Origin of the sequence: Streptomyces cavernicola (assembly GCF_029968035.1) — a bacterium.
Taxonomy (GTDB): domain Bacteria; phylum Actinomycetota; class Actinomycetes; order Streptomycetales; family Streptomycetaceae; genus Streptomyces; species Streptomyces cavernicola.
On sequence record NZ_JASCIQ010000029.1, the window covers coordinates 83,833 to 106,595 of the forward strand.

Below are 22,763 nucleotides of genomic sequence, written 5' to 3' on the forward strand. Positions count from 1 at the left end.
CACTCAGTCACAGCCCCGCTTCCCGCCCCCCCCGCAATCCCTTTGCATAAAACTTCGAAGCTACGTATAGTCATGCCATCACCGAGGAGGATCCGATGGCAGTACGTGCGGCAGTCGCAGGGGCGAGTGGATACGCGGGCGGGGAGCTGCTGCGTCTGCTGATCGGCCACCCGGAGGTGGAGATCGGCGCCCTCACCGGGCACTCCAACGCCGGACAGCGCCTCGGTGCGCTCCAGCCGCATCTGCTGCCGCTCGCCGACCGCCTCCTCGAGCCGACCACCGCCGAGGTGCTCTCCGGCCACGATGTCGTGTTTCTCGCGCTTCCGCACGGCCAGTCCGCCGCCGTCGCCGAGCAGCTCGGCCCGGACGTCCTGGTCGTCGACATGGGCGCCGATTTCCGGTTGCAGAACTCCGCGGACTGGGAGCGGTTCTACGGCTCCGAGCACGCCGGCACCTGGCCCTACGGACTGCCCGAGCTGCCCGGCGCCCGCGCCGCGCTCGACGGCACGAAGCGGATCGCCGTGCCCGGCTGCTACCCGACGGCCGTCTCGCTCGCTCTCGTCCCCGCGTACGCCGCGGGCCTGGTGGAGGACGAAGCGGTGATCGTCGCCGCGACCGGCACCTCCGGCGCGGGCAAGGCGCTCAAGCCGCACCTGCTCGGCTCCGAGGTCATGGGCTCCATGTCGCCGTACGGCGTGGGCGGCGGGCACCGGCACACGCCCGAGATGAGCCAGAACCTCAGCGCGGCCGCCGGGCGGAACGTCTCCGTGTCCTTCACGCCGACGCTCGCCCCGATGGCCCGCGGCATCCTCGCCACCTGCAGCGCCAAGGCCGCGCCCGGCGTGAGCGCGGACGCGGTCCGCGAGGCGTACGAGAAGGCGTACGCGGACGAGCCGTTCGTGCACGTGCTGCCCGAGGGGCAGTGGCCCGCGACCGCTTCCGTGTACGGCTCCAACGCCGTGCAGCTGCAGGTCGCGTACGACGAGAGCGCCGGCCGGGTCATCGTGATCAGCGCCATCGACAACCTGACCAAGGGCACCGCGGGCGGCGCGGTGCAGAGCATGAACATCGCCCTCGGACTCGACGAGAGCACCGGACTTTCCACGATCGGAGTCGCACCGTGAGCGTCACGGCAGCAAAGGGATTCACGGCCGCGGGCATCGCCGCCGGAATCAAGGAGAACGGGAACCCCGACCTGGCCCTCGTGGTCAACAACGGGCCCCGACTGGCCGCCGCGGGCGTCTTCACCTCCAACCGCGTGAAGGCCGCGCCCGTCCTGTGGTCCGAGCAGGTCGTCAAGGGCGGCCAGGTCCAGGCCGTCGTCCTCAACTCCGGTGGCGCCAACGCCTGTACGGGCCCGAAGGGCTTCCAGGACACGCACGCCACCGCCGAGAAGGTCGCCGAGGTCCTGAACCTCAACGCGGGCGAAGTGGCCGTCGCGTCCACCGGGCTCATCGGCGTGACGCTGCCGATGGACAAGCTGCTTCCCGGCGTGGAGAGCGCCGCCGCCCAGCTCTCCGAGCACGGCGGCGAGAAGGCCGCCATCGCCATCAAGACCACCGACACCGTGCACAAGACCGCGGTCGTCGCGAGCGAGGCCGGCTGGACCGTCGGCGGCATGGCGAAGGGCGCGGGCATGCTCGCCCCCGGCCTCGCCACCATGCTCGTCGTGCTCACCACCGACGCCGACGTGGCCGCCGCCGACCTGGACGAGGCGCTGCGCTCCGCGACCCGTACGACCTTCGACCGGGTCGACTCCGACGGCTGCATGTCGACCAACGACACCGTGCTCCTGCTCGCCTCCGGTGCCTCCGAAGTCGCCCCGGACCAGGGCGAGTTCGCCGAGGCCGTGCGCGCCGTCTGCGCCGACCTCGCGCGGCAGCTGATCGGCGACGCCGAGGGCGCGAGCAAGGACATCCGCATCGAGGTGGTCAACGCGGCGAGCGAGGACGACGCCGTCGAGGTGGGCCGCTCCATCGCCCGCAACAACCTCCTCAAGTGCGCCATCCATGGCGAGGACCCCAACTGGGGCCGGGTGCTCTCCGCCATCGGCACCACCTCCGCCGCCTTCGACCCGAACCAGCTGAACGTCGCCATCAACGGCGTCTGGGTCTGCAAGAACGGCTCCGTCGGCGAGGACCGCGACAAGGTCGACATGCGCTACCGCGAGGTCGCGATCACCGCCGACCTGGCCGCGGGCAGCGCCGAGCCGGTGGTGATCTGGGCCAACGACCTGACCGCCGAGTACGTGCACGAGAACAGCGCCTACTCCTCCTGACACCTACTCCTGCTGACGTCCACTTCTCCTGACGCCCATTCCTCCTGACCTCCGGGGACGCAGAAGCCGATGAGCACCCGTAAACACACCGCACTGCCGAAGGCGCAGATCCTCGTCGAGGCGCTGCCCTGGCTGACTCGGCACCACGGCAAGACCGTCGTCATCAAGTTCGGCGGAAACGCCATGGTCGACGAGGAGTTGAAGGCCGCCTTCGCGCAGGACGTGGTGTTCCTGCACCACGCCGGGCTCAAGCCGGTCGTGGTGCACGGCGGCGGCCCGCAGATCAGCAAGGCCCTCGACCGGCACGGCATCGTCAGCGAGTTCAAGGCCGGCCTGCGCGTCACCACCGAGGACGCCATGGACGTCGTACGCATGGTGCTCGCCGGGCAGGTGCAGCGCGAGCTGGTCGGGCTGCTCAACCAGCACGGCCCGCTCGCCGTCGGCCTCACCGGCGAGGACGCGCACACCATCACCGCGACCAAGCACCAGCCGCGCATCGAGGGCGAGTTGGTGGACATCGGCCGGGTCGGCGAGATCACCGAGATCGACACCGGGGCCATCGAGGCGCTGCTCGCGGACGGCCGCATCCCGGTCGTCTCCTCCATCGCGCGTTCCGCGGACGACCACCACGTCTACAACGTCAACGCCGACACCGCGGCCGCCGCACTCGCCGCCGCGCTGAACGCCGAGACCCTGATGGTCCTCACCGACGTCGAGGGCCTCTACGAGGACTGGCCCAACAGCGACGAGGTGATCAGCCGCCTCTCCGCCGCCCAACTGGAGAAGCTGCTCCCGGAGTTGAGCTCCGGCATGGTGCCGAAGATGGAGGGCTGCCTGCACGCGGTGCGCAACGGCGTGCACACGGCCCGCGTGATCGACGGGAGGGTCCAGCACGCGATCCTCCTGGAGATCTTCACGGATGAAGGAATCGGCACGATGGTCGTGCCCGACGAGCCCGAAGGGGGAGCGCAGTGACCGGCGGCAGCAACCAGGAGTACGTCCAGCGCTGGCAGGGCGCCCTGATGGACAACTACGGCACCCCGCGGATGCCGCTGGTGCGCGGCGAGGGCCTGAAGGTCTGGGACGCCGACGGCAACGAGTACGTCGACTTCGTCGGCGGCATCGCCGTCAACGCCCTCGGGCACGCGCACCCCGCCGTGGTCCGCGCGGTCAGCGACCAGGTCGCGACGCTCGGCCAGATCTCCAACTTCTTCATCGCCGAGCCGACCGTCGCCCTCGCCGAGAAGCTGCTCCAGCACTTCGGGCGCGCGGGCCGGGTCCTGTTCTGCAACTCGGGCGCCGAGGCCATCGAGGCGGCCTTCAAGATCGGCCGCCTGACCGGGCGTTCGCACATGGTGGCCACCGAGGGCGGCTTCCACGGCCGCACCATGGGCGCGCTCGCGCTCACCGGCCAGCCGGCCAAGCAGAAGCCGTTCGCCCCGCTGCCCGGCGACGTCACGCACGTCCCGTACGGCGACGTCGAGGCGCTGCGGGCGGCCGTCACCGAGGAGACCGCGCTCGTCGTGATCGAGCCCATCCAGGGCGAGAACGGCGTCGTCGTGCCCCCGGCCGGCTATCTGAAGGCGGCCCGCGAGATCACCTCCGCGACCGGCACCCTGCTCGTCCTCGACGAGGTGCAGACCGGTATCGGCAGGACCGGCCACTGGTTCGAGCACCAGGCCCACGAGGGCGTGCAGCCCGACATCGTGACGCTCGCCAAGGGCCTCGGTGGCGGCCTGCCCATCGGTGCGACCGTCGCGTTCGGCGCCGCGGCCGAGCTGCTCAAGCCCGGCCACCACGGCACGACGTTCGGCGGCAACCCGGTGTCGTGTGCGGCCGGAGTCGCCGTACTCGACACCATCGCGGCCGACGGACTGCTCGACAACGTCAAGCGGCAGGGGGAGCGGCTGCGGGACGGGATCGAGGGTCTCGGTCATGGACTTGTCAGCCATGTCCGGGGTGCGGGACTGCTCCTGGGTATCGTGCTCACCGAGCCGCTCGCACCCCAGGTGCAGCAGGCCGCCCAGGACTCCGGTTACCTGGTGAACGCCCCCGCGCCCGACGTGGTCCGCCTGATGCCCGCGCTGACCCTCACGGACGCCGAGACGGACGCGTTCCTCCAGGCCCTGCCCGGCATCCTCGACGAGGCGGCGGGCGCGGCCGACGGGGACGGACGATCCGGAGAATGAGACGACGATGAGCCTGCGCGACAACGAGCCCGGTCAGGACCAGGGCGGACCCGCGGTACCGCAGACCCGCACCGCACGGCACCGCCGGATCGTGGACATCCTCAACCGTCAACCGGTGCGCTCCCAGAGCCAGTTGGCGAAGCTGCTCGCGGACGACGGACTGTCTGTCACGCAGGCCACGCTCTCCCGCGACCTCGACGAGCTCAACGCCGTCAAGATCCGCAACAACGAGGGCGACCTGATCTACGCGGTGCCCAGCGAGGGTGGCTTCCGCACCCCGCGCGCCCCGCTCGGGGAGTCCGCGAAGGAGGAGCGGATGCGCCGCCTCTCCGGGGAGCTGCTGATCTCCGCGGAGGCCTCGGCCAACCTCGTCGTGCTCCGCACCCCGCCGGGGGCCGCGCAGTTCCTCGCCTCGGCGATCGACCAGGCCGAACTGCAGGACATCCTCGGCACGATCGCGGGCGACGACACGCTCATGCTGATCAGCCGCGAACCCGACGGCGGCCAGGCCCTCGCGGACCACTTGCTGTCGCTCGCGCAGAACGCCCGCTGAAGCAGCGGCAGTTGCGGTAGTACGGAGAAGGCCCCCGGCAGTGCGCCGGGGGCCTTCGTCATACGTACACGGCTCAGGCCTGGCGCGAGCGGCGGGCCATCCAGGCGGCGACCACGGCCCCGGACACGTTGTGCCAGACCGAGAAGACCGCGGCCGGCAGCGCCGCGAGCGGGCTGAAGTGCGCCGTGGCGAGGGACGCGGCGAGGCCGGAGTTCTGCAGGCCCACCTCGAAGGCGAGCGCGCGGCTCGCGGGCTGCCCGAGCCGTGCGGCCTTGCCGACCGCGTAACCGAGCGTCAGACCAAGGCCGTTGTGCAGCACGACGGCGAGGAGGACCACGGCGGCGGCCGACTTGATGGCGGTGGCGCTGCCCGCCACGACCACGGCGACGATCACCGAGATGGTCACCGCGGACAGCCATGGCAGCGCGCCGAGGACCCGGTCCACGTACCGGCCCGCGAGGAGGCGCAGGGCGAGGCCCGCGAGGACCGGGAGCAGCACCGTCTTGAGGATGTCGGTGGTCATGGTGGCCGCGTCGATGGGCAGGAACGCGCCCGCGAGCAGCAGCGTCAACGCCGGGGTGAGCAGCGGGGAGAGCAGGGTCGAGATGCTGGTGACGGAGACCGAGAGCGCCACGTCGCCGCGCGCCAGGTACGTCACGACGTTGGACGAGGTGCCGCCGGGCGCGCAGCCCACGAGGATGACGCCGGCGGCGAGTTGGGGCGGCAGCGAGAGCGCCTGCGCGATCAGCCAGCCGAGGCTCGGCATCACGATGTACTGGGCGGCGAGCCCGAGCAGCACCACCCACGGCCGCTTCGCCACGCCCTTGAAGTCCACAGGGGTCATCGTCAGGCCCATGCAGAACATGACGATGCCGAGCAGGTACGGCACCGACGCCTTCCAGTCCGTGAAGGTCCCGGGGGTCAGCAGGCCGAGCGCGCCGGCGGCGAGCACGAGCACGGGGAAGACGGTGACGGCGCGGCGGGCCGTCCGGTCCTCCGACGCGGTCGTGCTGGGGGTCGTCTGTTCGGTTTCCACGCGAGGATGCAACGCGCTGCCGCCCGGACCCCGCAATCCCGTCTCGATATGTGGTCGCTACACCGGTCTTGGCGGGAGGGCTGGGCGTCGGTCGGGGATCAGACGCTCGGCGGCAGCGGGAGCGGCACCCCGGGCAGGCCGTCGATGCTCTTCGCGATGTCCCGCTTCGCGAAGTACGCGCTCAGCGAGTCGTCGTCCTCGCGCGCGAACCGCCGGCCGTGCAGATCGCGGTCCTCGTCGTACGTCATGTACGGCACCGCGTATCCGCAGCTGTCGCGGACGAGTTCGGCGGTGACCACGATGATCGCGCGCAGTCCGTGCAGGCTCGGGTCGATGTCGGGGAAGCGGGCGAGGAGCTCCGGGAAGCGGGGGTCGTCGCGGAAGACGGGCTCGCCGCTGCCGTGCACGCGGACGATGTTGGGGGGACCCTGGAAGGCGCACCACATCAGGGTGATGCGGCCGTTCTCCCGCAGATGCGCGACGGTCTCGGCGTTGCTCCCGGCGAAGTCCAGGTAGGCGACGCGGTGTTCGTCGAGGACCACGAAGGAACCGGTGAGGCCCTTGGGGGAGAGGTTGACCGTGCCGTTCTCGTCGAGCGGGGCGGTGGCGGTGAAGAACATCTGCTGCGCCTCGATGAACTCGCGCAGGCGGCCGTCTATGCGTTCGTAGCTCTTTCCCATGCCGGGATTATCGATCAAGGATCCTTCGCCTGTCTAACTACTTTCGGGTTGCGAGGCGGCGGATCGGGGGTGGGGGTGGCGACAGATTGACGAATCATGCAGACCACTGCATACTCATGCATACGCATCCTGCCGCAGAGCAGTAGCGTGAGCCGCCCATTCACCCACCCCCGAGGAGCAGAGCAGTGAGCAGCAACAGCGGTGACGTACGGCTGTGGGGCGGTCGTTTCGCCGACGGGCCCGCCGAGGCCCTCGCGAAACTCTCCGCTTCCGTCCACTTCGACTGGCGCCTCGCCCCGTACGACATCGCGGGCTCCCGGGCGCACGCGCGCGTGCTCCACAAGGCGGGCCTGCTCACGGCCGACGAGCTGGAGCGCATGATCGCCGGGCTCGACCGGCTCGAACAGGACGTCGCGAGCGGCGAGTTCACCGGCACCATCGCCGACGAGGACGTGCACACCGCCCTGGAGCGGGGCCTCCTGGAGCGGCTCGGCCCGGACCTGGGCGGCAAGCTGCGCGCCGGCCGGTCCCGCAACGACCAGGTCGCCACGCTCTTCCGGATGTACCTGCGGGACCACGCCCGGATCATCGGCGGTCTGATCGCCGAGCTGCAGGGGGCCCTGGTCGGCCTGGCCGAGGCCCACCCGGACGTCGCCATGCCGGGTCGTACGCACCTTCAGCACGCCCAGCCGGTGCTCTTCGCCCACCACGTCCTCGCGCACGTGCAGTCCCTGTCCCGGGATGCCGAGCGGCTGCGCCAGTGGGACGACCGCACGGCCGTATCGCCTTACGGGTCCGGCGCGTTGGCCGGCTCCTCGCTCGGCCTCGACCCGGAGGCCGTCGCGCAGGACCTGGGCTTCGAGCACGGCAGCGCGGGCAACTCCATCGACGGCACGGCCTCGCGCGACTTCGTCGCCGAGTTCGCCTTCATCACCGCGATGATCGGCGTGAACCTCTCCCGGATCGCCGAGGAGATCATCATCTGGAACACGAAGGAGTTCTCCTTCGTCACCCTCCACGACGCCTTCTCCACCGGCTCGTCGATCATGCCGCAGAAGAAGAACCCGGACATCGCGGAGCTGGCGCGCGGCAAGTCCGGCCGCCTCATCGGCAACCTGACCGGTCTGATGGCGACGCTCAAGGCGCTGCCGCTCGCGTACAACCGCGACCTGCAGGAGGACAAGGAGCCGGTCTTCGACTCCTGCGACCAGCTGGAGGTCCTGCTCCCGGCGTTCACCGGCATGATGGCCACGCTCACGGTCAACCGGGAGCGCATGGCGGAGCTCGCCCCGGCCGGCTTCTCGCTCGCCACCGACATCGCCGAGTGGCTGGTCAAGCAGGGCGTGCCGTTCCGCGTCGCGCACGAGGTCGCGGGCGAGTGCGTCAAGGTCGCCGAGGCCGAGGGCAAGGAGCTCGACGAGCTCACCGACGAGCAGTTCGTGAAGATCTCCGAGCACCTCACCCCCGAGGTGCGCACGGTCCTGAACGTGCCGGGCGCCCTCGCCTCGCGCAGCGGCCGCGGCGGCACGGCCCCCTCGGCGGTCGCCGTCCAGCTCGCCGAGGTCAAGGCCGACCTGGCGGTCCAGCAGGCCTGGGCCACCGCCAAGCAGTAACGGCCGGGGCCCTCCCCGTACAACCGCATACCGCAGCAGTGCCTACAGCGCCGCCGCCCAGTCAGCGAGCGCGTCGAAGTCCGCCCGGACCAGCCCGGTCCCGGGGTCGACGTGCAGCAACAGGGCGGCGGCGAGGTGGTTCTCGCGCACGTACGCGCGGTCGTGCGCCGTGATGTCGTCGTCGACCCAGGCGAACGGGCCGCCCGCGGCATACTCCAGGACGTACTGGGTCTTCCAGAAGGTGTCGCCCGGCGCTCCTTCCTGCATCGCGGGGCAGTCGATGAACGGCAGCTCGGGCAGGCCGAGTTCAGGCCCGATCAGCCCGTTCGCCTCGCCCTTCCCCGTCGTCGCCCACGCCAACTCGAACCGCTCGGCCAGGATGAGCAACTCGCCGCCGTGCTCGGGGCTCAGCGGGAGGTCGACGTCGATGAGCAGTAAGGGTCTCGTCACGCCTCCAAGCTTCCCTGCTCCCAGCCGGCGAGGCACTCATTTATCGCGTGAGACATTCGTGTCTCATTAGAGGTATGGTCGTCTCATGTCAGTCGACCGCACCCAGGTGCTCCGTACCGCCGCCGCCCTGCTCACGCGGAAGTCGACGGCGACCATGGACGAGGTCGCCCGCGCCGCCGGCATCGGCCGCGCCACCCTGCACCGGCACTTCGCCGGGCGGGAAGCGCTGGTCAGGGCGCTGGAGGAGATGTGCCTCCAGGAGCTGGACGCCGCCCTCGACACGGCGGCCCTGGAGGACGGGCCCGCCGACGAAGCCGTCCGACGGCTCATCGCCGCCGTGGAGCCCGCCGCCCCGCTGCTCGCCTTCCTCGTCAGCGAGAACCAGCTCTTCGAGGGCGACGAGCAGAACGAGGGCTGGTCCCGGAGCGACGCCCGCATCTCGCGCCTCTTCCGGCGCGGCCAGGAGCAGGGTGTCTTCCGGATCGACCTGACCCCGTCCTGGCTCACCGAGGCGCTCTACGGGCTCGTGGGCGCGGGCGCCTGGGCCGTCCAGGACGGACGGGTCGCGGCCAAGGACTTCCAGTACATGATCGTCGAGTTGCTGCTCGGCGGCGCCAGGCGGAGCGTGGAGCGATGACCAGCACAGCGCAGCAGGTGACGCGGGAACACGAGGAGCGGCACCCGGGGCGCTGGCTCGCCCTCGCCGTGCTCGTCCTCGCCGTTCTGCTCGTGGCGGTGGACGCGACCGTGCTCGGCCTCGCGACCCCGTTCCTCAGCGAGGACCTCAAGCCGTCCGGCACCCAACTGCTCTGGATCGGCGACGTCTACTCGTTCGTGATCGCCGGACTGCTCGTCTCCATGGGCAGCCTCGGCGACCGCATCGGCCGCAAGAAGCTGCTGCTCACGGGCGCCGTCGCGTTCGGCGCGGTCTCGGTCCTCAACGCGTACGCCGGCACGCCCGAGTTGATGATCCTGGCCCGCGCGCTGCTCGGTGTCGCGGGCGCGACGCTGATGCCGTCGACGCTGGCGCTGATCCGGAACATCTTCCACGACCCGAAGGAGCGCAGCGTCGCCGTCGGCATCTGGGGCGCCGCGGCCTCGGCCGGCGCGGCGGTCGGCCCGCTCGTCGGCGGCGCCCTGCTCAACCACTTCTGGTGGGGCTCGGTCTTCCTGATCAACCTGCCGGTGATGGCGGTCCTGGTGCTCGTCGGCGTCAAGCTGCTCCCCGAGTCGCGCGACCCGAACCCGGGCCCGTGGGACCTGCTCAGCGTCGCGCTCTCCCTGGTGGGCATGGTCGCGGTGGTGTACGCCGTGAAGGAGGCGGCCGTGCACGGATTCCGCTGGGACATCGCGGTCGCCGCGCTGGTGGGCGTCGTCGGCCTGATCTGGTTCGCCAGGCGGCAGTTGACCCTTCAGTCGCCGCTGCTCGACATGCGGCTCTTCCAGCACCGGGGCTTCTCCGGCGCGGTCCTCGCCGACCTGCTGACCATCCTGGGCCTGGCAGGCCTGGTCTTCTTCCTCTCGCAGTTCCTGCAACTGGTGCAGATGCGCTCGCCGTTGGGCGCAGGCCTCATCGAACTGCCCGCAGCCCTGGGCGCGGTGGGCACCGGGCTCGTCGCAGGCGTCGTGGCCCGGCGGACCTCGGTGCGGATCGCCGTGTCGGGCGGCCTCGCCGCGGTCGGCCTCGCGCTCGCCGCGTGCACGGCGCTCGACGCGGACACCTCGGTGGTCCTGATGTGCGTCGCGCTGCTCCTCGGCGGCGCGGGCGCGGGCCTCGCCTTCACGGTGACCGCCGACGTCATCCTCTCCAGCGTCCCCAAGGAACAGGCAGGCGCGGCATCGGCGGTCTCCGAGACGGCGTACGAACTGGGCTCGGCCCTCGGCATCGCCCTGCTCGGCTCGGTCGTCACCGGCATCTACCGCGGCTTCACGGTCCCCGACGGCGTGCCCGCGGATGCGGTCACCGCGGCGCAGGACTCACTCGGCGGTGCGGTCGAGGCGGTGCGCCAACTGCCCGCGGAACAGGGCGCGCAGCTGCTGCAGTCGGCTCAGGCGTCCTTCACACACGGCTTCGAGACGGCGGCGGGCGTCGCGGCGGCGGTGCTTTTCGGTACGGCGGTGGCGGCGTGGTTCATGCTGAAGGGGCAGCGGCTCGAGAACTAGCCACTGCCCCGGCCCCGGAGGTCAGGCCGCCTTCGCCTTCGTGGCGTACATGTCCACGTACTCCTGGCCCGACAGGGCCATGACCTCGGCCATCACGGAATCCGTCACCGCGCGGAGCACATAGCGGTCGCGGTCCATGCCGTCGTAGCGGGAGAACTCCATCGGCTCGCCGAAGCGGACCGTGACCCGGCCCGGACGCGGCAAGCCCGCGCCGCCCGGCTGCAGCTTGTCCGTGCCGATCATCGCGAACGGCACCACCGGGGCGCCGGTCATCAGGGTCAGGCGGGCGATGCCGGTGCGGCCCCGGTAGAGGCGGCCGTCGGGGGAGCGGGTGCCCTCCGGGTAGATGCCGAAGATGTTGCCCTCGTCCAGGACGCGGCGGCCGGTCATCAGGGCGGCGACACCGCCCCGGCCGCCGTCCCGGTCCACCGGGATCATGCCGGTGCCGGTGAAGAACCACGCCATCAGGCGGCCCTTGAGGCTCTTGCCCGTGACGTACTCGTCCTTGCCGATGAAGAACACCTGCCGGTCGCACACCAGCGGCAGGATCATCGAGTCGATGAACGTCAGGTGGTTGCCCGCGAGGATCACCGGGCCGTCGCCCGGAATGTTCTCCGCGCCCTCGACCTGTGGGCGGAACATCAGGCGCATGACCGGTCCGAGCACTGCCTTGATGAACGCGAAGCGGGACAACGGTTCCTCCGGTGTCGAGGGTTCGCCAGGGCCGACGTCAGACCTGGCGGGGGTCTGTCAAGAGTCTGTCAAGGGGGGAGTGTGCAGGTGAGGACGATACTCGCGGACACGTCCGGATTGCACACCGGGGTTCACCGACTGGATACACAGTGTTGATCCTTGTTGGCGCTCCGTTGGTGCTTCCTTGGCTCCAAGGGCTCCCTTCCGTCATCTGACGGGCCCTAACATTCGGCCGTCAGTCCGAAGGTGCGTGCACACGACGAGCGCGAGGAGCGCATATGAGCCACGGCAAGCAGGACCGGCAGGCGCGGCGGGGGCGGCAGGACGAGGCGGAACGGCAGCAGGGCACGGGCCCCGGCCGCCGTTCCCTGCTCGGCGCGGCGGTCCTCGGCGCGGGCGGAGCGGCCATAGGCCTGTCCGGCACGGCGAGAGCCGACACCCGTACGAGCGGATCGACCGGATCGAGCGGATCAAGCGGATCGGGCGGCTCCGGGATCGCCTCGCTGCCGGTCCCGACGGTCGTCGCGCACCGCGGCGCCAGCGGCTACCGGCCCGAGCACACCCTCGGCTCGTACCAACTCGCGCTCGACATGGGCGCGCACGTCGTCGAGCAGGACGTGGTGCCCACCAAGGACGGCCATCTCGTATGCCGTCACGAGAACGACATCACCGGGACTACCGACGTCGCGAACCACCCCGAGTTCGCCGACCGCAAGACCACCAAGTCCGTCGACGGCGCCTCCCTCACCGGCTGGTTCACCGAGGACTTCACGCTCGCCGAGCTGAAGACGCTGCGCGCCAAGGAGCGCATCCCGAAGAACCGCGAGGAGAACTCCCTCTACGACGGCCGCTGGGAGGTCCCCACCCTCGAAGAGGTGCTGCGCTGGGCCGAGTCGGAGGGGCGCAAGCGCGGCCGCCCGGTCTGGCTGCACATCGAGACCAAGCACCCCACCTACTTCCGCAAGCTGGGTCTGGGCCTCGAGGAGCCGCTCGCGAAGCTGCTCCGCAAGTACGGGCGGCACGAGAAGAACTCCCCGAACTTCCTGCAGTCCTTCGAGCCCAGCAGCATCGAGCGGCTGAGCAAGCTGGTGGAGGCGCCGCGCGTGGTGCTCCTCTCCAGCGCGTCCAGCCGCCCCTGGGACTTCGTCGAGGCGGGCGACCCGCGTACCGTCGCCGACCTGATCAAGCCCGAGGGCCTGAAGTGGATCGCCTCGTACGCGCAGGGCATCGGCCCCACGCTCGACCTGGTCATCCCGCGCGACACGGAGGGCCGCCTCACCGAGCCGACGACCCTGGTCCGCGACGCCCACGCCGAGGACCTGGTCCTGCACCCGTACACGATGCGCAACGAGAACACCTTCCTGCCGCTGGACTTCCGCAAGGGCACGGATCCCAACGCGTACGGCAACGCCTTCGGCGCGTTCAAGGCGTACTTCGCGACCGGCATCGACGGCATCTTCTCCGACAACCCGGACACGGCCCTGCTCGCGGCGGCGGACTTCGTCAACGGCTAGGCGGACCAGGCCCGTTGAGGGTGAGCGCGCACCGCCCCGGCAACCCGCGGCCGGGGCGGCGGCGTCGCCAGGGGCATGGTGCGCAACCCAGTGGAACACCTCGTGACAGCCCTGCGGCCGTTGCTCGTCGCGGAGGCCGCGGCCATCGGCCCGGGGCTCGGGATCGACCCCGCAGATCTCGAACAGGCCGTGTGGTTACGCCTGTTGGAGCGGGTCGACCGACTCGGTCCGCCGCCCGACCCCGAGCGCTGGCTGCGGGCGAGCCTCGACGCGGAGGCCCGTCGGGCAGCCGGGGCCGAGGCGCGGGAGCGGGCGTACAGGGGCGAGGCGGTCGCCGCGGAGAGCCGACCGGAGCACGAACTGCTGCTGACCGAGCACCGCAGGCTCGTCCAGGACGCCGTGCGCCGGCTGCCCCGCAGCTGCGTCCGCCTGGTCACCGCCTTCCTCTCCCCGAGGGACCCCACGTACCGGGAAGTCGCCCGGTGGCTGGGCATCGCGCAGGGCAGCGTCGGCCCGGAGCGCGCCCGCTGCCTGGAGTGCCTGCGCCGCCTCCTCACGGCGGAGGACTTCGCCGTCCGCCGCGCACCCTAGGCCCTGTCTTCAATCTCCCGCCTGCCCCGCGACGCCCGGCACGCACGCTCGCCGTGTTGCGGAAATGCCCTAGTAGCTCCGCTACGAGACCATTCCCGCGCCTTGCGATCGCACGTACCGGACGCCGCGGGGCCCGCCCTCCGGGCGGGCGACGGGAGATTGAAGACAGGGCCTAGCTCGGGAGGCGGTACGTAGCCGGAGGCGCCCGGCGGTTGCGTTTGTCGGTGTCGAGGGGGCTCGGCTACCGGGAAATCGCAGGGGAGTTGGGTATCTCACAAGGCAGTTTGAGGTCGGAGCGTTCCCGTCGCCTGGGATGCCTGCGCAGAATGCTCGCGGCGGAGGTTGCGGCACCCGGACCGTGGGGAAAGGTGTGCACAAAGCAACCGGCGGACAGGTGAGCGGGAGGCGTGCGCACATGGGCATGAGCGTGACCATCTCGGCGGCGGAGACAGCTGACGCCGAGCAGATTCTGAAATTGCAGTACCTCTGTTACCAGAGCGAGGCGGAGCTCTACGGCGACTACTCCATCGAGCCGCTCACCCAGACGCTCGACTCGCTGCGGGCCGAACTCGACGCGGGCTGCGTCCTCGTGGCCCGGCTCGGCGCGGAGGTCGTCGCCTCGGTCCGCGGCGGCGTCGACGCCGACGGCACGGCCCGGATCGACAAGCTGATCGTGCACCCGCGGATGCAGCGCCACGGCCTCGGCGGCCGGCTGCTGCTCGCCATCGAGGAGCGGCTCGCGGTCGCGGGCGCCGTCAAGAGCTTCCAGCTGTTCAGCGGCCACCGCAGCGAGAACCAGATGCAGCTCTACCGCAAGCACGGCTACGCCCCCGTCGGCACCCGGCAGGTCAACGACCGCCTCACCCTGGTGACCCTCGCCAAGGACGCCACCGACCCGGCCGCGTACGCCACGAGCGCCTGACGCCCGCGGAACGCCTGAGCTGTCGGGGCCCCGCGCCTTCGGCGGCTCAGGCCGCGGCCTTCGCCTCCGTACGGGACCGGCGCAGCCAGAACAGGGCCGTCACCGGCAGCAGCACCGGGATGAACAGATAGCCCATCCCGAAGTCCGACCACACCGTGGCGTCCGGGAAAGCCGAGGTGTCGACAAGCGTCCAGGCCCCCACGACGAGCACCCCCACCAGCTCCGCCGCACAGCACGCGAGCGCCGCCCGCCGGGCCGTCTCGCCGCCGCGCACCAGCGTGTACGTGATGAACGCGTAGACGAGCGCCGCGAGCAGCGACAGGGAGTACGCGAGCGGGGCCCGGTCGAACTCCGTGGACATCTGGTAGACCGAGCGCGACAGCGCGCCCACCACCATCACCCCGTACAGCCAGACGAGCAGCAGCCCCGGGCCCTTGATCAGCCGTGTGCGTTCGCCGGCCATCTCAGCCACCCCAGATGTCGTAGAGCCGTACCTGAAGCACCGCGAGGACCACGCCGGCCGCCGCCACCGTGATGGAGCCCCAGCGGGTGCGCTCGGCGAGCGAGAGGAAACCCGCCGCCGGGATGCACGCGGCCGAGCCGAGCAGATAGGCCACGAAGATCACCGTGCCCTGCTCCGGCTCCTCACCGCGCGCCAACTGCACGACGCCCACGACGAGTTGGACCACGGCGAGCAGGGTCACCACGGCCATGCCGATGAAGTGCCAGTCCTTGGTGGGCTGGTCGCGAAAGGCCGCGAAACCGCACCATGCGGCGAGCAGGAGGGCGGCCACGGCGGTCGCGACCGTCAGGGCGATGAGCATGCGGAGACCCTAATACGGGGCGAAAGTCCCGCCGCGCGTGGGTCGGGAGTGCCCCTGTGGGGGCGCGGGGAACTGCGCGGGCAACCACGACGGCGCGGAAGCCGAAGGACAACCCTCGGGGCCGGAGGCCGGAGGCCGGAGGCCGGAGGCCGGGGGCGAGGGGGTGCGGACGAACCCCCTCCGCTTAGAGTCGGCCGCATGAAGATCCAAGCCGAGGCCCTCCTCTTCGACAACGACGGAACGCTGATCTCCTCCATGGAGTCGGTCCACCGCTGCTGGCGCCGCTGGGCCGAGGAGTACGGGATCGCCGCCGACGTCTTCGAGCGGGTCGAGCTGCACGGCCGCCCCGCCGTCGAGATCATCGCCGAACTGCTGCCCGCGGAGCGGATCCCCGGCGCCCTGAAGCGGATCGAGCAGCTGGAGGTGGAGGACGTCGCGGGCGGCGTGGTCCTGCTGCCCGGCGCCAAGGAGCTGCTCGCCGCACTGCCCCGCGACCGCTGGGCCGTCGTCACCTCCGCCACCCGCCCCCTCGCCGAGGCCCGCCTGCACGAGGTCGGCGTCGACTTCCCCGCGATGGTCGCCGCCGACGACATCACCCGCGGCAAGCCCGACCCCGAGCCCTTCCTGCTGGCCGCCGCGAAACTGGGCGTCGACCCGGCCCGCTGTGTCGTCTTCGAGGACGCGCCCGCGGGACTGCGGTCGGGCCGCGCGGCCGGCATGACGACCGTGGCGTTGACCACAACCCACACCGCGGCGGAACTCTCCGCGGACGCCGTGGTGGCCGACCTCACGGCGGTGTCCGCGCAGGCCATCGACGGTGGCGTGGAGATCGTCACCGCCGACTGAACCTGCTCGGAGCCGTTCGGACAGCGGTCTCACACGTTCCGCTATTCGGACAGCGCTGATCGGCTCGTAGGCCTGTCTGCTTTACTGGTCCGCATGACCACGACGAGCTACCGCACCCCTGCGACCGAGGCGAACACGACGCCCGGTGCTCGTTGTATGTGTCGAATGTGCGCCTTCTGAGGGCCCCCGCACCCCCGCCTCGCGCCCCGAAGCGAGCCCGTGAGCCGTGTCCGCGCATCATCCCCGAGCGGAACGAGCCCCGCCCCCGCGCACGCGTTACTCCCCGGTTCCCCCGTGCCCCGTACGAGAACCGTGCCCGGCTTCCGAAGAAGAATGCCCCGTGCCCGGCGTGCACCCCGCGCCCGCACTCGACAGTGACGGAAACCCCAGTGATCACCACTTCCGGCCTGACCAAGGTCTACCGCTCACGCGGTCGTGAAGTAACAGCCCTCGACGGCGTCGATCTGCACGTGCGCGAGGGGGAGGTGTACGGCGTCATCGGCCAGTCCGGCGCCGGCAAGTCCTCGCTGATCCGCTGCGTCAACCTCCTTGAGCGCCCCACCTCCGGCACCGTGACGGTCGACGGCGTCGACCTCACCGCGCTCGCCGGCCGCGGCACCCGCGCCGGCAAGGAGCTGCGCCAGGCCCGCAGCCGCATCGGCATGGTCTTCCAGCACTTCAACCTGCTGTCCTCGCGGACCGTCCAGGACAACGTCGAACTGCCCCTGGAGATCCTCGGCATCAGCGGCCGCGAGCGGTCCCGCAAGGCCCTCGAACTCCTCGACCTCGTCGGCCTCTCCGACAAGGCCAAGAGCTACCCCGCGCAGCTCTCCGGCGGCCAGAAGCAGCGCGTCGGCATCGCCCGCGCCCTGGCCGGCGACCCGAAGGTGCTGCTCTCCGACGAGGCCACCAGCGCCCTCGACCCCGAGACCACCCGCTCGATCCTGCAGCTGCTGCGCGACCTCAACCAGCAGCTCGGCCTGACCGTCCTGCTCATCACGCACGAGATGGACGTCGTCAAGACCGTCTGCGACTCGGCCGCCCTGATGGAGCGCGGACAGATCGTCGAGGCCGGCACGGTCGGCGAACTGCTCGCCACCCCGGGCTCCGAACTCGCCGCCGCGCTCTTCCCGGTCAGCGGCGAGGCCTCCGGCGACGACCGCACCGTCGTCGACCTGACCTTCCACGGCGAGACCGCCACCGAACCGGTCATCTCGCAGCTCTCCCGTACGTACAACATCGACATCTCGATCCTGGGCGCCGCGATGGACACCGTCGGCGGCAAGCAGGTCGGCCGGATGCGCATCGAACTGCCCGGCCGCTTCGAGGAGAACGTCGTCCCCATCGGCTTCCTGCGCGAGCAGGGGCTCCAGGTCGACGTGGCAGGACGCGCGGACCTCACCTCGGGTGAGCCGCAGCTCGTGAAGGAAGGTGTCGCCAAGTGACCTGGTCGGAGATGCAGCCCCTGCTGGAGCAGGCCTGTCTTGACACCCTCTACATGGTGGGCTGGTCCACGCTCATCGCCGTGGTCGGCGGACTGCCGCTCGGCGTGCTCCTCGTCCTCACGGACAAGGGCGGCCTGCTGCAGAACACCTTCGTGAACAAGGTCATCGGGCAGGTCGTGAACATCGCCCGCTCGATGCCCTTCATCATCCTGATGGTCGCCCTGATGGGCTTCACGCGCGCCGTCGTCGGCACCACCATCGGCGTGGAGGCCGCGATCGTCCCGCTCGCCGTCGGCGCCATCCCGTTCTTCGCGCGCCTGGTCGAGACGGCCGTGCGCGAGGTCGACCACGGGCTCGTCGAGGCCGTGCAGTCGATGGGCGGCAACACCTGGACCGTCGTACGCAAGGTCCTCGTGCCCGAGTCGCTGCCTTCGCTGATCTCGGCGACCACCACCACGATCGTCGCCCTCATCGGCTACTCGGCCATGGCCGGCACCGTCGGCGCGGGCGGCCTCGGCGACATCGCCATCCGCTACGGCTACCAGCGCTTCGAGTCCAGCCTGATGTGGATCACCGTCGCCGTCCTCGCCGTCGTCATCTCGCTCATCCAGTTCGCCGGCGACAGCGGCGCCAGGGTCCTGCACCGCCGTGCGGGCAAGGGCGGCGAACCGCTCCGCTTCCGCGCCTTCACCGGCCTGAAGCGGAGCGGCGCCCCGGTCACCGCCGAGGCCACGGCCACCAAGACCAGCTGAATCCTGCCCCCGTCCCAACCGGCGGGTCGCACCACCTGCACCACCCATGGAGAAAGGCACTTTTCGTGCGTAACACCACCAAGATCACCGCTGCTGTCCTCGCCACCGGCGCCCTCACCTTCGGCCTGACCGCCTGCGGCGGCGGCGAGGACGAGAAGGCCAAGGCCTCCGACCCGCTGATCGTCGCGGCGACCCCCGTCCCGCACGCCGAGATCCTGAACTACATCAAGGACGAGCTGGCGCCGAAGGAAGGCCTCAAGCTCGAGGTCAAGGAGTTCACGGACTACGTCCAGCCGAACCAGGCCACCGAGGACGGCTCCGTCGGCGCCAACTACTTCCAGACCCAGCCGTACCTCGAGGACTTCAACAAGAAGAACGGCACGCACCTCGAGTCCGTCGCCACGGTCCACCTCGAGCCGCTCGGCCTCTACTCCGAGAAGATCAAGAAGGCCGACGACCTGAAGAAGGGCGCCACCGTCGCCCTTCCCAACGACGCCGACAACGAGTCCCGCGCCCTGCGCTTCCTCGCCGCCAACGACCTCATCACCCTGAAGAAGGGCTCCGAGGCCACCGCGACCCCGCAGGACATCGCGAAGAACCCGAAGGGCCTGGAGTTCAAGGAGGTCGAGGCCGCCCAGACGCCGCGCTCCCTGAAGGACGTCGACGCCGCGGTCATCAACGGCAACTACGCCATCGGCGCCGACCTCAAGCCGGCCAAGGACGCGCTGCTCCTCGAGAGCGCCAAGGGCAACGACTACAACAACGTCCTCGCCGTCACCGAGGACAACGCGGACGACCCGCGCGTGAAGAAGCTCGCCAAGCTGCTCACGTCGCCCGAGGTGAAGAAGTTCATCGAGGACGAGTACGCCGGCTCCGTCCTGCCCTCGTTCTGAGTCCGAGAGCGCAGCACGGTCATGCGTAACCGCACCCTGCCCGCCCTGCCCGCCCTGTCCGCCCTGCCCGCAGCCGTCGTCGCCGCAGCCCTCGCGCTCGGCCTGACGGCCTGCGGGGCGGGCGGCGCGGGCTCGGGCTCCGGCTCCGACGACAAGAGCGGCCCGCTCGTCGTCGGAGCCACCCCGACCCCGGCCGGCGAAGTCCTCACGTACGTACAGCAGAAGCTGGCGAAGAAGGCCGGACTCGACCTGGAGATCAAGGAGTTCACGGACTACGTCCTGCCGAACACCGCGCTCCAGGACGGCACCCTCGGCGCCAACCTGTACCAGCACAAGCCCTACCTGGACGACTTCAACGAGTCCAAGGGCACCACGCTGACCTCGGTCGTCGAGGTGTACCTGCCGCCCATGGGCCTCTACTCCGAGCAGGTCGAGAGCCCCGGCGAGCTGAAGAAGGGCGCCACGGTCGCCCTGCCCAACGACACCACCAACGAGGGCCGGGCGCTCGAACTCCTCGCCTCAGAGGGGCTGATCGAGCTCAAGAAGGACGCGGGCGCGAACGCGAGCCCAGCGGACGTCGCGAAGAACCCGCGGGACCTCGCCTTCAAGGAGATCGAACCGGCCCAGCTGCCGCGCTCGTTGAAGGACGTCGACGCGGCGGTCATCAACAACAACTACGCGCTCGACGCCGGGCTCAGCCCCAAGAAGGACGCCATCCTCCTGGAGTCCGTCGAGGACAACCCGTACAACAACGTGCTCGCCGTCAAGAAGGGCGACGAGGACGACCCGAGGGTCAAGAAGCTCGCGGAGCTGCTGACTTCGCCCGAGGTGAAGAAGTTCATCGAGGACAAGTACCAGGGCTCGGTCCTGCCGGTCACCGGCAAGTGACCTGAGGTCGCTGGTACCTGACAAACCCTCGCGTAACCCGGGGCCCGCACCTGCCAAGGTGCGGGCCCCGTGGTGCAGTTCGGTGGGTGCATGCTGCATGCTGGGCACTTCGGCAGCAAGGATCGGCGGCAGACCAGCAGTGGTCCGGCGGCAGACCAGTAGTGACGGAGCGGCACGATGACGACGGCCCAATCGATGTTCCCGGACATCTCCATCAGCACGGAACGCCTCGTGCTGCGCCCGTTCGAGGAAGCGGACGTCGACGGCCTCACCGACATGATGAACGACGAGCACGTCGTCGCCTGGACCACCGCCCCCCAGCCGTACACCGACTCCGACGCCCGCGCCTGGGTCGCCGAACTCGCCCCCGCCGAGCGGACCGAGGGCCGCGGCATCGTCTTCGCCGTCACCGAGTTCCTCACCCAGCGCCTCGTCGGCATCGTGCACCTCCAGCACACCGACTGGCGCGTCCGCTCCGCCGAGATCGCGTACGTCATCGCCCCCTGGGCCCGCGGCGAGGGGTACGCCTCCGAGGCCGCGCTCGCCGTCGCCCAGTGGCTCTTCCGCGACCAGGCCTTCGAGCGCCTCGAACTGCGCACCGCCGCCGACAACGTGGCCTCCCAGCAGGTCGCCCAGAAGATCGGCTGCATCAGCGAGGGCATCCTGCGGGGCGCCTGCATAGCGCGTACGAGATCCGACGACGGCGCCTGGAGCGACACCCGCACCGACCTGATCGTGTGGAGCCTGCTCCCCGAGGACCTCGACGGCATCGCCGACCAGCTCGCCGAGGCCTCCGGCTACACCGCCTTCTCCGAGTGGAACTGAACCGCCCGCAGCCCCGGCAGGCCCCGCCCCGCCCGGACCGCTCCCGCCCGGACCGCTCCCGCCCGGATCGGTCCCTCCACACACCCACCGGGTACGCTCACGATGCCCGCCCACTCCCCTTCACGACCGGCGGCTGCCCCACTGACGACCTGAGAGAACCCCCAGGAGACTGACGACGATGGCCGACCGGGTCACGGTGATCGGCTGGGACGGCTCGCCCCTGACGGACGCGGCACGCTCCGCACTCGGCGCAGCGACCCTCGTGGCGGGCGCGGCCCACCACCTCTCCCTGCCCGAAGTGCCCGCCCGCGCCGAGCGCATCCGGCTCGGCAGCGTCTCCCTCGCCGCCCGCCGCATCGCCGCCCACCGCGGCACCGCCGTCGTCCTCGCCGACGGTGACCCCGGCTTCTTCGGCGTCGTACGCACCCTGCGCGCCCCCGAACACGGCCTCGAGGTCGAGGTCGTCCCCGCCGTCTCCGCCGTCGCCCAGGCCTTCGCCCGCGCGGGCATGCCTTGGGACGACGCCCAGGTCGTCGTCGCCCAACGCCGCACCCTGCGCCGCGCGGTGAACGTGTGCCGCGCCCACACCAAGGTCGCCGTGCTCACCTCGCCGGGCGCGGGGCCCGCCGAACTCGCCCTGCTCATGCAGGGGGTGCACCGCACCTTCGTGGTCTGCGAGGAGCTCGGCACCGACCGCGAACGCGTCTCCGTGCTCAGCTCCGACAAGGCCGCCGACCACACCTGGCGCGACCCCAACGTCGTCATCGTCATCGGCGGCCCCGTCGCCCAGGACCAGGTCTGGATCGCCGGCCGCGAGCCCGGCGCACGCCCCCGCGGCTGGGCCCTGCCCGCGAGCGCCCACGGCGAGGACCGGCTCGGCGAGGGCGAGAACGACCGCCTCCGCGCGGCCCAACTCGCCCGCCTGGGGCCGCGCGTGGGCGACCTCGTCTGGGACATCGGCTGCGGCAGCGGCGCCCTCGCCGTCGAGGCCGCGCGGTTCGGCGCCGCCGTCATCGCCGTCGACCGGGACCTCGACGCCTGCGCCCGCACCGACCGGGCCGCCCGCCGATTCGGCGTCCCGCTGCAGATCCTCCGCGGCGAGGCCCCGCACGTACTGGAGGACCTGCCCGAGCCCGACGTCGTACGGGTCGGGGGCGGCGGCGCGGCCGTGGTCTCCGCCGTCGCCGACCGCAGGCCCGAACGGATCGTCACCCACGCCGCCACGCGCGACGAGGCCGAGTTGATCGGCCGTGACCTCAGCGAGCACGGCTACGTCGTGGAGTGCGCGCTCCTTCAGACCGTCGAACTCGACACGCGTGCCTGGACGGAACGCGAACGTTCGGTCGCCTTCCTGATCTGCGGAGAACTGGAAGTCCGCGGCGAGTCGTCCCGCTGACGAGCGGCCCGGGTGGTATCGCGCCCCGTGACCATGCGACCCCGCTGCGCGCGGTAGGCTGGCCGATCGTTGTACTGCTCCCGGACGTTCGTCGGTTCGTACGTCAATGTCCGGTAAAGACGCCCGGTTTGAGGTGTGTGCGGTACGGCGGGGATCGGAGGACGCGCGACGTGGCGTAGTCCACAGCGGGCCGTGGCAGATCTTGGGCGACA

At 70.9% G+C, this 22,763-nt stretch carries 24 protein-coding genes and 1 pseudogene; 19 read left to right on the top strand and 6 right to left on the bottom strand.

Annotation, left to right across the window (positions count from 1 at the left end; genetic code table 11):
• The first annotated feature begins 95 nt into the window (after positions 1-95).
• From argC to QIS96_RS25390, 5 genes are all read left to right on the top strand, one after another.
• Positions 96-1,124, top strand: coding sequence for an N-acetyl-gamma-glutamyl-phosphate reductase (argC, locus tag QIS96_RS25370; RefSeq protein ID WP_282545051.1), 1,029 nt, complete (start codon positions 96-98; stop codon positions 1,122-1,124).
• Positions 1,121-2,278: a bifunctional glutamate N-acetyltransferase/amino-acid acetyltransferase ArgJ gene (argJ, locus tag QIS96_RS25375; protein WP_282545052.1), complete on the top strand. Its 1,158-nt coding sequence runs from the start codon at positions 1,121-1,123 to the stop codon at positions 2,276-2,278. Before argC ends, argJ begins: the two co-directional genes overlap by 4 nt.
• A gap of 69 nt (positions 2,279-2,347) precedes the next feature.
• The gene (argB, locus tag QIS96_RS25380) at positions 2,348-3,253 is read left to right on the top strand and encodes an acetylglutamate kinase (RefSeq protein ID WP_282545053.1); all 906 of its coding nucleotides are present in this window, start codon (positions 2,348-2,350) and stop codon (positions 3,251-3,253) included.
• Complete coding sequence (locus QIS96_RS25385) at positions 3,250-4,467, top strand: acetylornithine transaminase (protein WP_282545054.1); 1,218 nt, start codon at positions 3,250-3,252, stop codon at positions 4,465-4,467. The genes argB and QIS96_RS25385 overlap by 4 nt, the downstream gene beginning before the upstream one ends.
• Before the next feature lie 7 nt (positions 4,468-4,474).
• Positions 4,475-5,020, top strand: coding sequence for an arginine repressor (locus QIS96_RS25390; protein ID WP_282513080.1), 546 nt, complete (start codon positions 4,475-4,477; stop codon positions 5,018-5,020).
• Positions 5,021-5,093: 73 nt separating this feature from the next.
• Here the strand turns inward: QIS96_RS25390 and QIS96_RS25395 are convergent, their stop codons facing one another.
• Positions 5,094-6,056 (bottom strand): bile acid:sodium symporter family protein, encoded by a 963-nt coding sequence (locus QIS96_RS25395; protein ID WP_282545055.1) that lies wholly within the window; start codon positions 6,054-6,056, stop codon positions 5,094-5,096.
• 98 nt (positions 6,057-6,154) lie between these two features.
• The gene (locus QIS96_RS25400; RefSeq protein WP_282545056.1) at positions 6,155-6,736 is read right to left on the bottom strand and encodes a pyridoxamine 5'-phosphate oxidase family protein; all 582 of its coding nucleotides are present in this window, start codon (positions 6,734-6,736) and stop codon (positions 6,155-6,157) included.
• Between the two features lie 185 nt (positions 6,737-6,921).
• On the opposite strand from QIS96_RS25400, the gene argH reads away from it, so the two are divergent.
• Entirely contained in the window at positions 6,922-8,349 is a 1,428-nt protein-coding gene (gene argH / locus QIS96_RS25405; protein ID WP_282545057.1) for an argininosuccinate lyase, read from the top strand.
• Positions 8,350-8,391: 42 nt separating this feature from the next.
• Here the strand turns inward: argH and QIS96_RS25410 are convergent, their stop codons facing one another.
• Complete coding sequence (locus QIS96_RS25410; RefSeq protein ID WP_282545058.1) at positions 8,392-8,799, bottom strand: hypothetical protein; 408 nt, start codon at positions 8,797-8,799, stop codon at positions 8,392-8,394.
• 85 nt (positions 8,800-8,884) lie between these two features.
• Here QIS96_RS25410 and QIS96_RS25415 point away from each other — a divergent pair, with 85 nt between their 5' ends.
• Both QIS96_RS25415 and QIS96_RS25420 read left to right on the top strand, forming a co-directional pair.
• Positions 8,885-9,436 (top strand): TetR/AcrR family transcriptional regulator, encoded by a 552-nt coding sequence (locus tag QIS96_RS25415; RefSeq protein WP_282545059.1) that lies wholly within the window; start codon positions 8,885-8,887, stop codon positions 9,434-9,436.
• Positions 9,433-10,962 (top strand): MFS transporter, encoded by a 1,530-nt coding sequence (locus QIS96_RS25420; RefSeq protein WP_282545060.1) that lies wholly within the window; start codon positions 9,433-9,435, stop codon positions 10,960-10,962. Before QIS96_RS25415 ends, QIS96_RS25420 begins: the two co-directional genes overlap by 4 nt.
• A 21-nt stretch (positions 10,963-10,983) precedes the next feature.
• Here the strand turns inward: QIS96_RS25420 and QIS96_RS25425 are convergent, their stop codons facing one another.
• Positions 10,984-11,613, bottom strand: coding sequence for a lysophospholipid acyltransferase family protein (locus QIS96_RS25425; protein ID WP_282545085.1), 630 nt, complete (start codon positions 11,611-11,613; stop codon positions 10,984-10,986).
• Between the two features lie 320 nt (positions 11,614-11,933).
• Between QIS96_RS25425 and QIS96_RS25430 the strand changes: the two genes are divergently transcribed.
• From QIS96_RS25430 to QIS96_RS25445, 4 genes and pseudogenes are all read left to right on the top strand, one after another.
• A complete protein-coding gene (locus tag QIS96_RS25430; RefSeq protein WP_282545061.1) occupies positions 11,934-13,169 on the top strand; it encodes a glycerophosphodiester phosphodiesterase in 1,236 nt (411 codons plus the stop codon).
• Between the two features lie 75 nt (positions 13,170-13,244).
• The gene (locus QIS96_RS25435) at positions 13,245-13,760 is read left to right on the top strand and encodes a sigma-70 family RNA polymerase sigma factor (protein ID WP_282545062.1); all 516 of its coding nucleotides are present in this window, start codon (positions 13,245-13,247) and stop codon (positions 13,758-13,760) included.
• 230 nt (positions 13,761-13,990) lie between these two features.
• A pseudogene (locus QIS96_RS25440) lies at positions 13,991-14,158 on the top strand (sigma-70 family RNA polymerase sigma factor); the annotation flags it as partial.
• Positions 14,159-14,175: 17 nt separating this feature from the next.
• On the top strand, positions 14,176-14,682 hold the full coding sequence (locus tag QIS96_RS25445) for a GNAT family N-acetyltransferase (RefSeq protein WP_282545063.1): 507 nt from the start codon (positions 14,176-14,178) through the stop codon (positions 14,680-14,682).
• 46 nt (positions 14,683-14,728) lie between these two features.
• Here QIS96_RS25445 and QIS96_RS25450 read toward each other — a convergent pair whose 3' ends face one another.
• Positions 14,729-15,145 (bottom strand): hypothetical protein, encoded by a 417-nt coding sequence (locus QIS96_RS25450; RefSeq protein WP_282545086.1) that lies wholly within the window; start codon positions 15,143-15,145, stop codon positions 14,729-14,731.
• A gap of 1 nt (position 15,146) precedes the next feature.
• On the bottom strand, positions 15,147-15,506 hold the full coding sequence (locus tag QIS96_RS25455) for a hypothetical protein (protein WP_282545064.1): 360 nt from the start codon (positions 15,504-15,506) through the stop codon (positions 15,147-15,149).
• A gap of 198 nt (positions 15,507-15,704) precedes the next feature.
• Here QIS96_RS25455 and QIS96_RS25460 point away from each other — a divergent pair, with 198 nt between their 5' ends.
• The 7 genes from QIS96_RS25460 (at position 15,705) to cbiE (ending at position 22,551) form a co-directional block, all read left to right on the top strand.
• Complete coding sequence (locus tag QIS96_RS25460; protein WP_282545065.1) at positions 15,705-16,352, top strand: HAD-IA family hydrolase; 648 nt, start codon at positions 15,705-15,707, stop codon at positions 16,350-16,352.
• 389 nt (positions 16,353-16,741) lie between these two features.
• A complete protein-coding gene (locus tag QIS96_RS25465) occupies positions 16,742-17,797 on the top strand; it encodes a methionine ABC transporter ATP-binding protein (protein ID WP_282545066.1) in 1,056 nt (351 codons plus the stop codon).
• Positions 17,794-18,549: a methionine ABC transporter permease gene (locus QIS96_RS25470; protein ID WP_282545067.1), complete on the top strand. Its 756-nt coding sequence runs from the start codon at positions 17,794-17,796 to the stop codon at positions 18,547-18,549. Before QIS96_RS25465 ends, QIS96_RS25470 begins: the two co-directional genes overlap by 4 nt.
• Positions 18,550-18,614: 65 nt before the next feature.
• A complete protein-coding gene (locus QIS96_RS25475) occupies positions 18,615-19,442 on the top strand; it encodes a MetQ/NlpA family ABC transporter substrate-binding protein (protein ID WP_282545068.1) in 828 nt (275 codons plus the stop codon).
• Positions 19,443-19,463: 21 nt separating this feature from the next.
• Entirely contained in the window at positions 19,464-20,330 is an 867-nt protein-coding gene (locus QIS96_RS25480) for a MetQ/NlpA family ABC transporter substrate-binding protein (RefSeq protein WP_282545069.1), read from the top strand.
• 177 nt (positions 20,331-20,507) lie between these two features.
• Positions 20,508-21,155, top strand: a complete 648-nt coding sequence (locus QIS96_RS25485; protein ID WP_282545070.1) for a GNAT family N-acetyltransferase — start codon at positions 20,508-20,510, stop codon at positions 21,153-21,155.
• A gap of 178 nt (positions 21,156-21,333) precedes the next feature.
• Positions 21,334-22,551 carry a precorrin-6y C5,15-methyltransferase (decarboxylating) subunit CbiE gene (gene cbiE / locus QIS96_RS25490; RefSeq protein WP_282545071.1) on the top strand — a complete coding sequence of 406 codons (1,218 nt, stop codon included), beginning with the start codon at positions 21,334-21,336 and terminating at the stop codon, positions 22,549-22,551.
• Positions 22,552-22,763 lie beyond the last annotated feature (212 nt).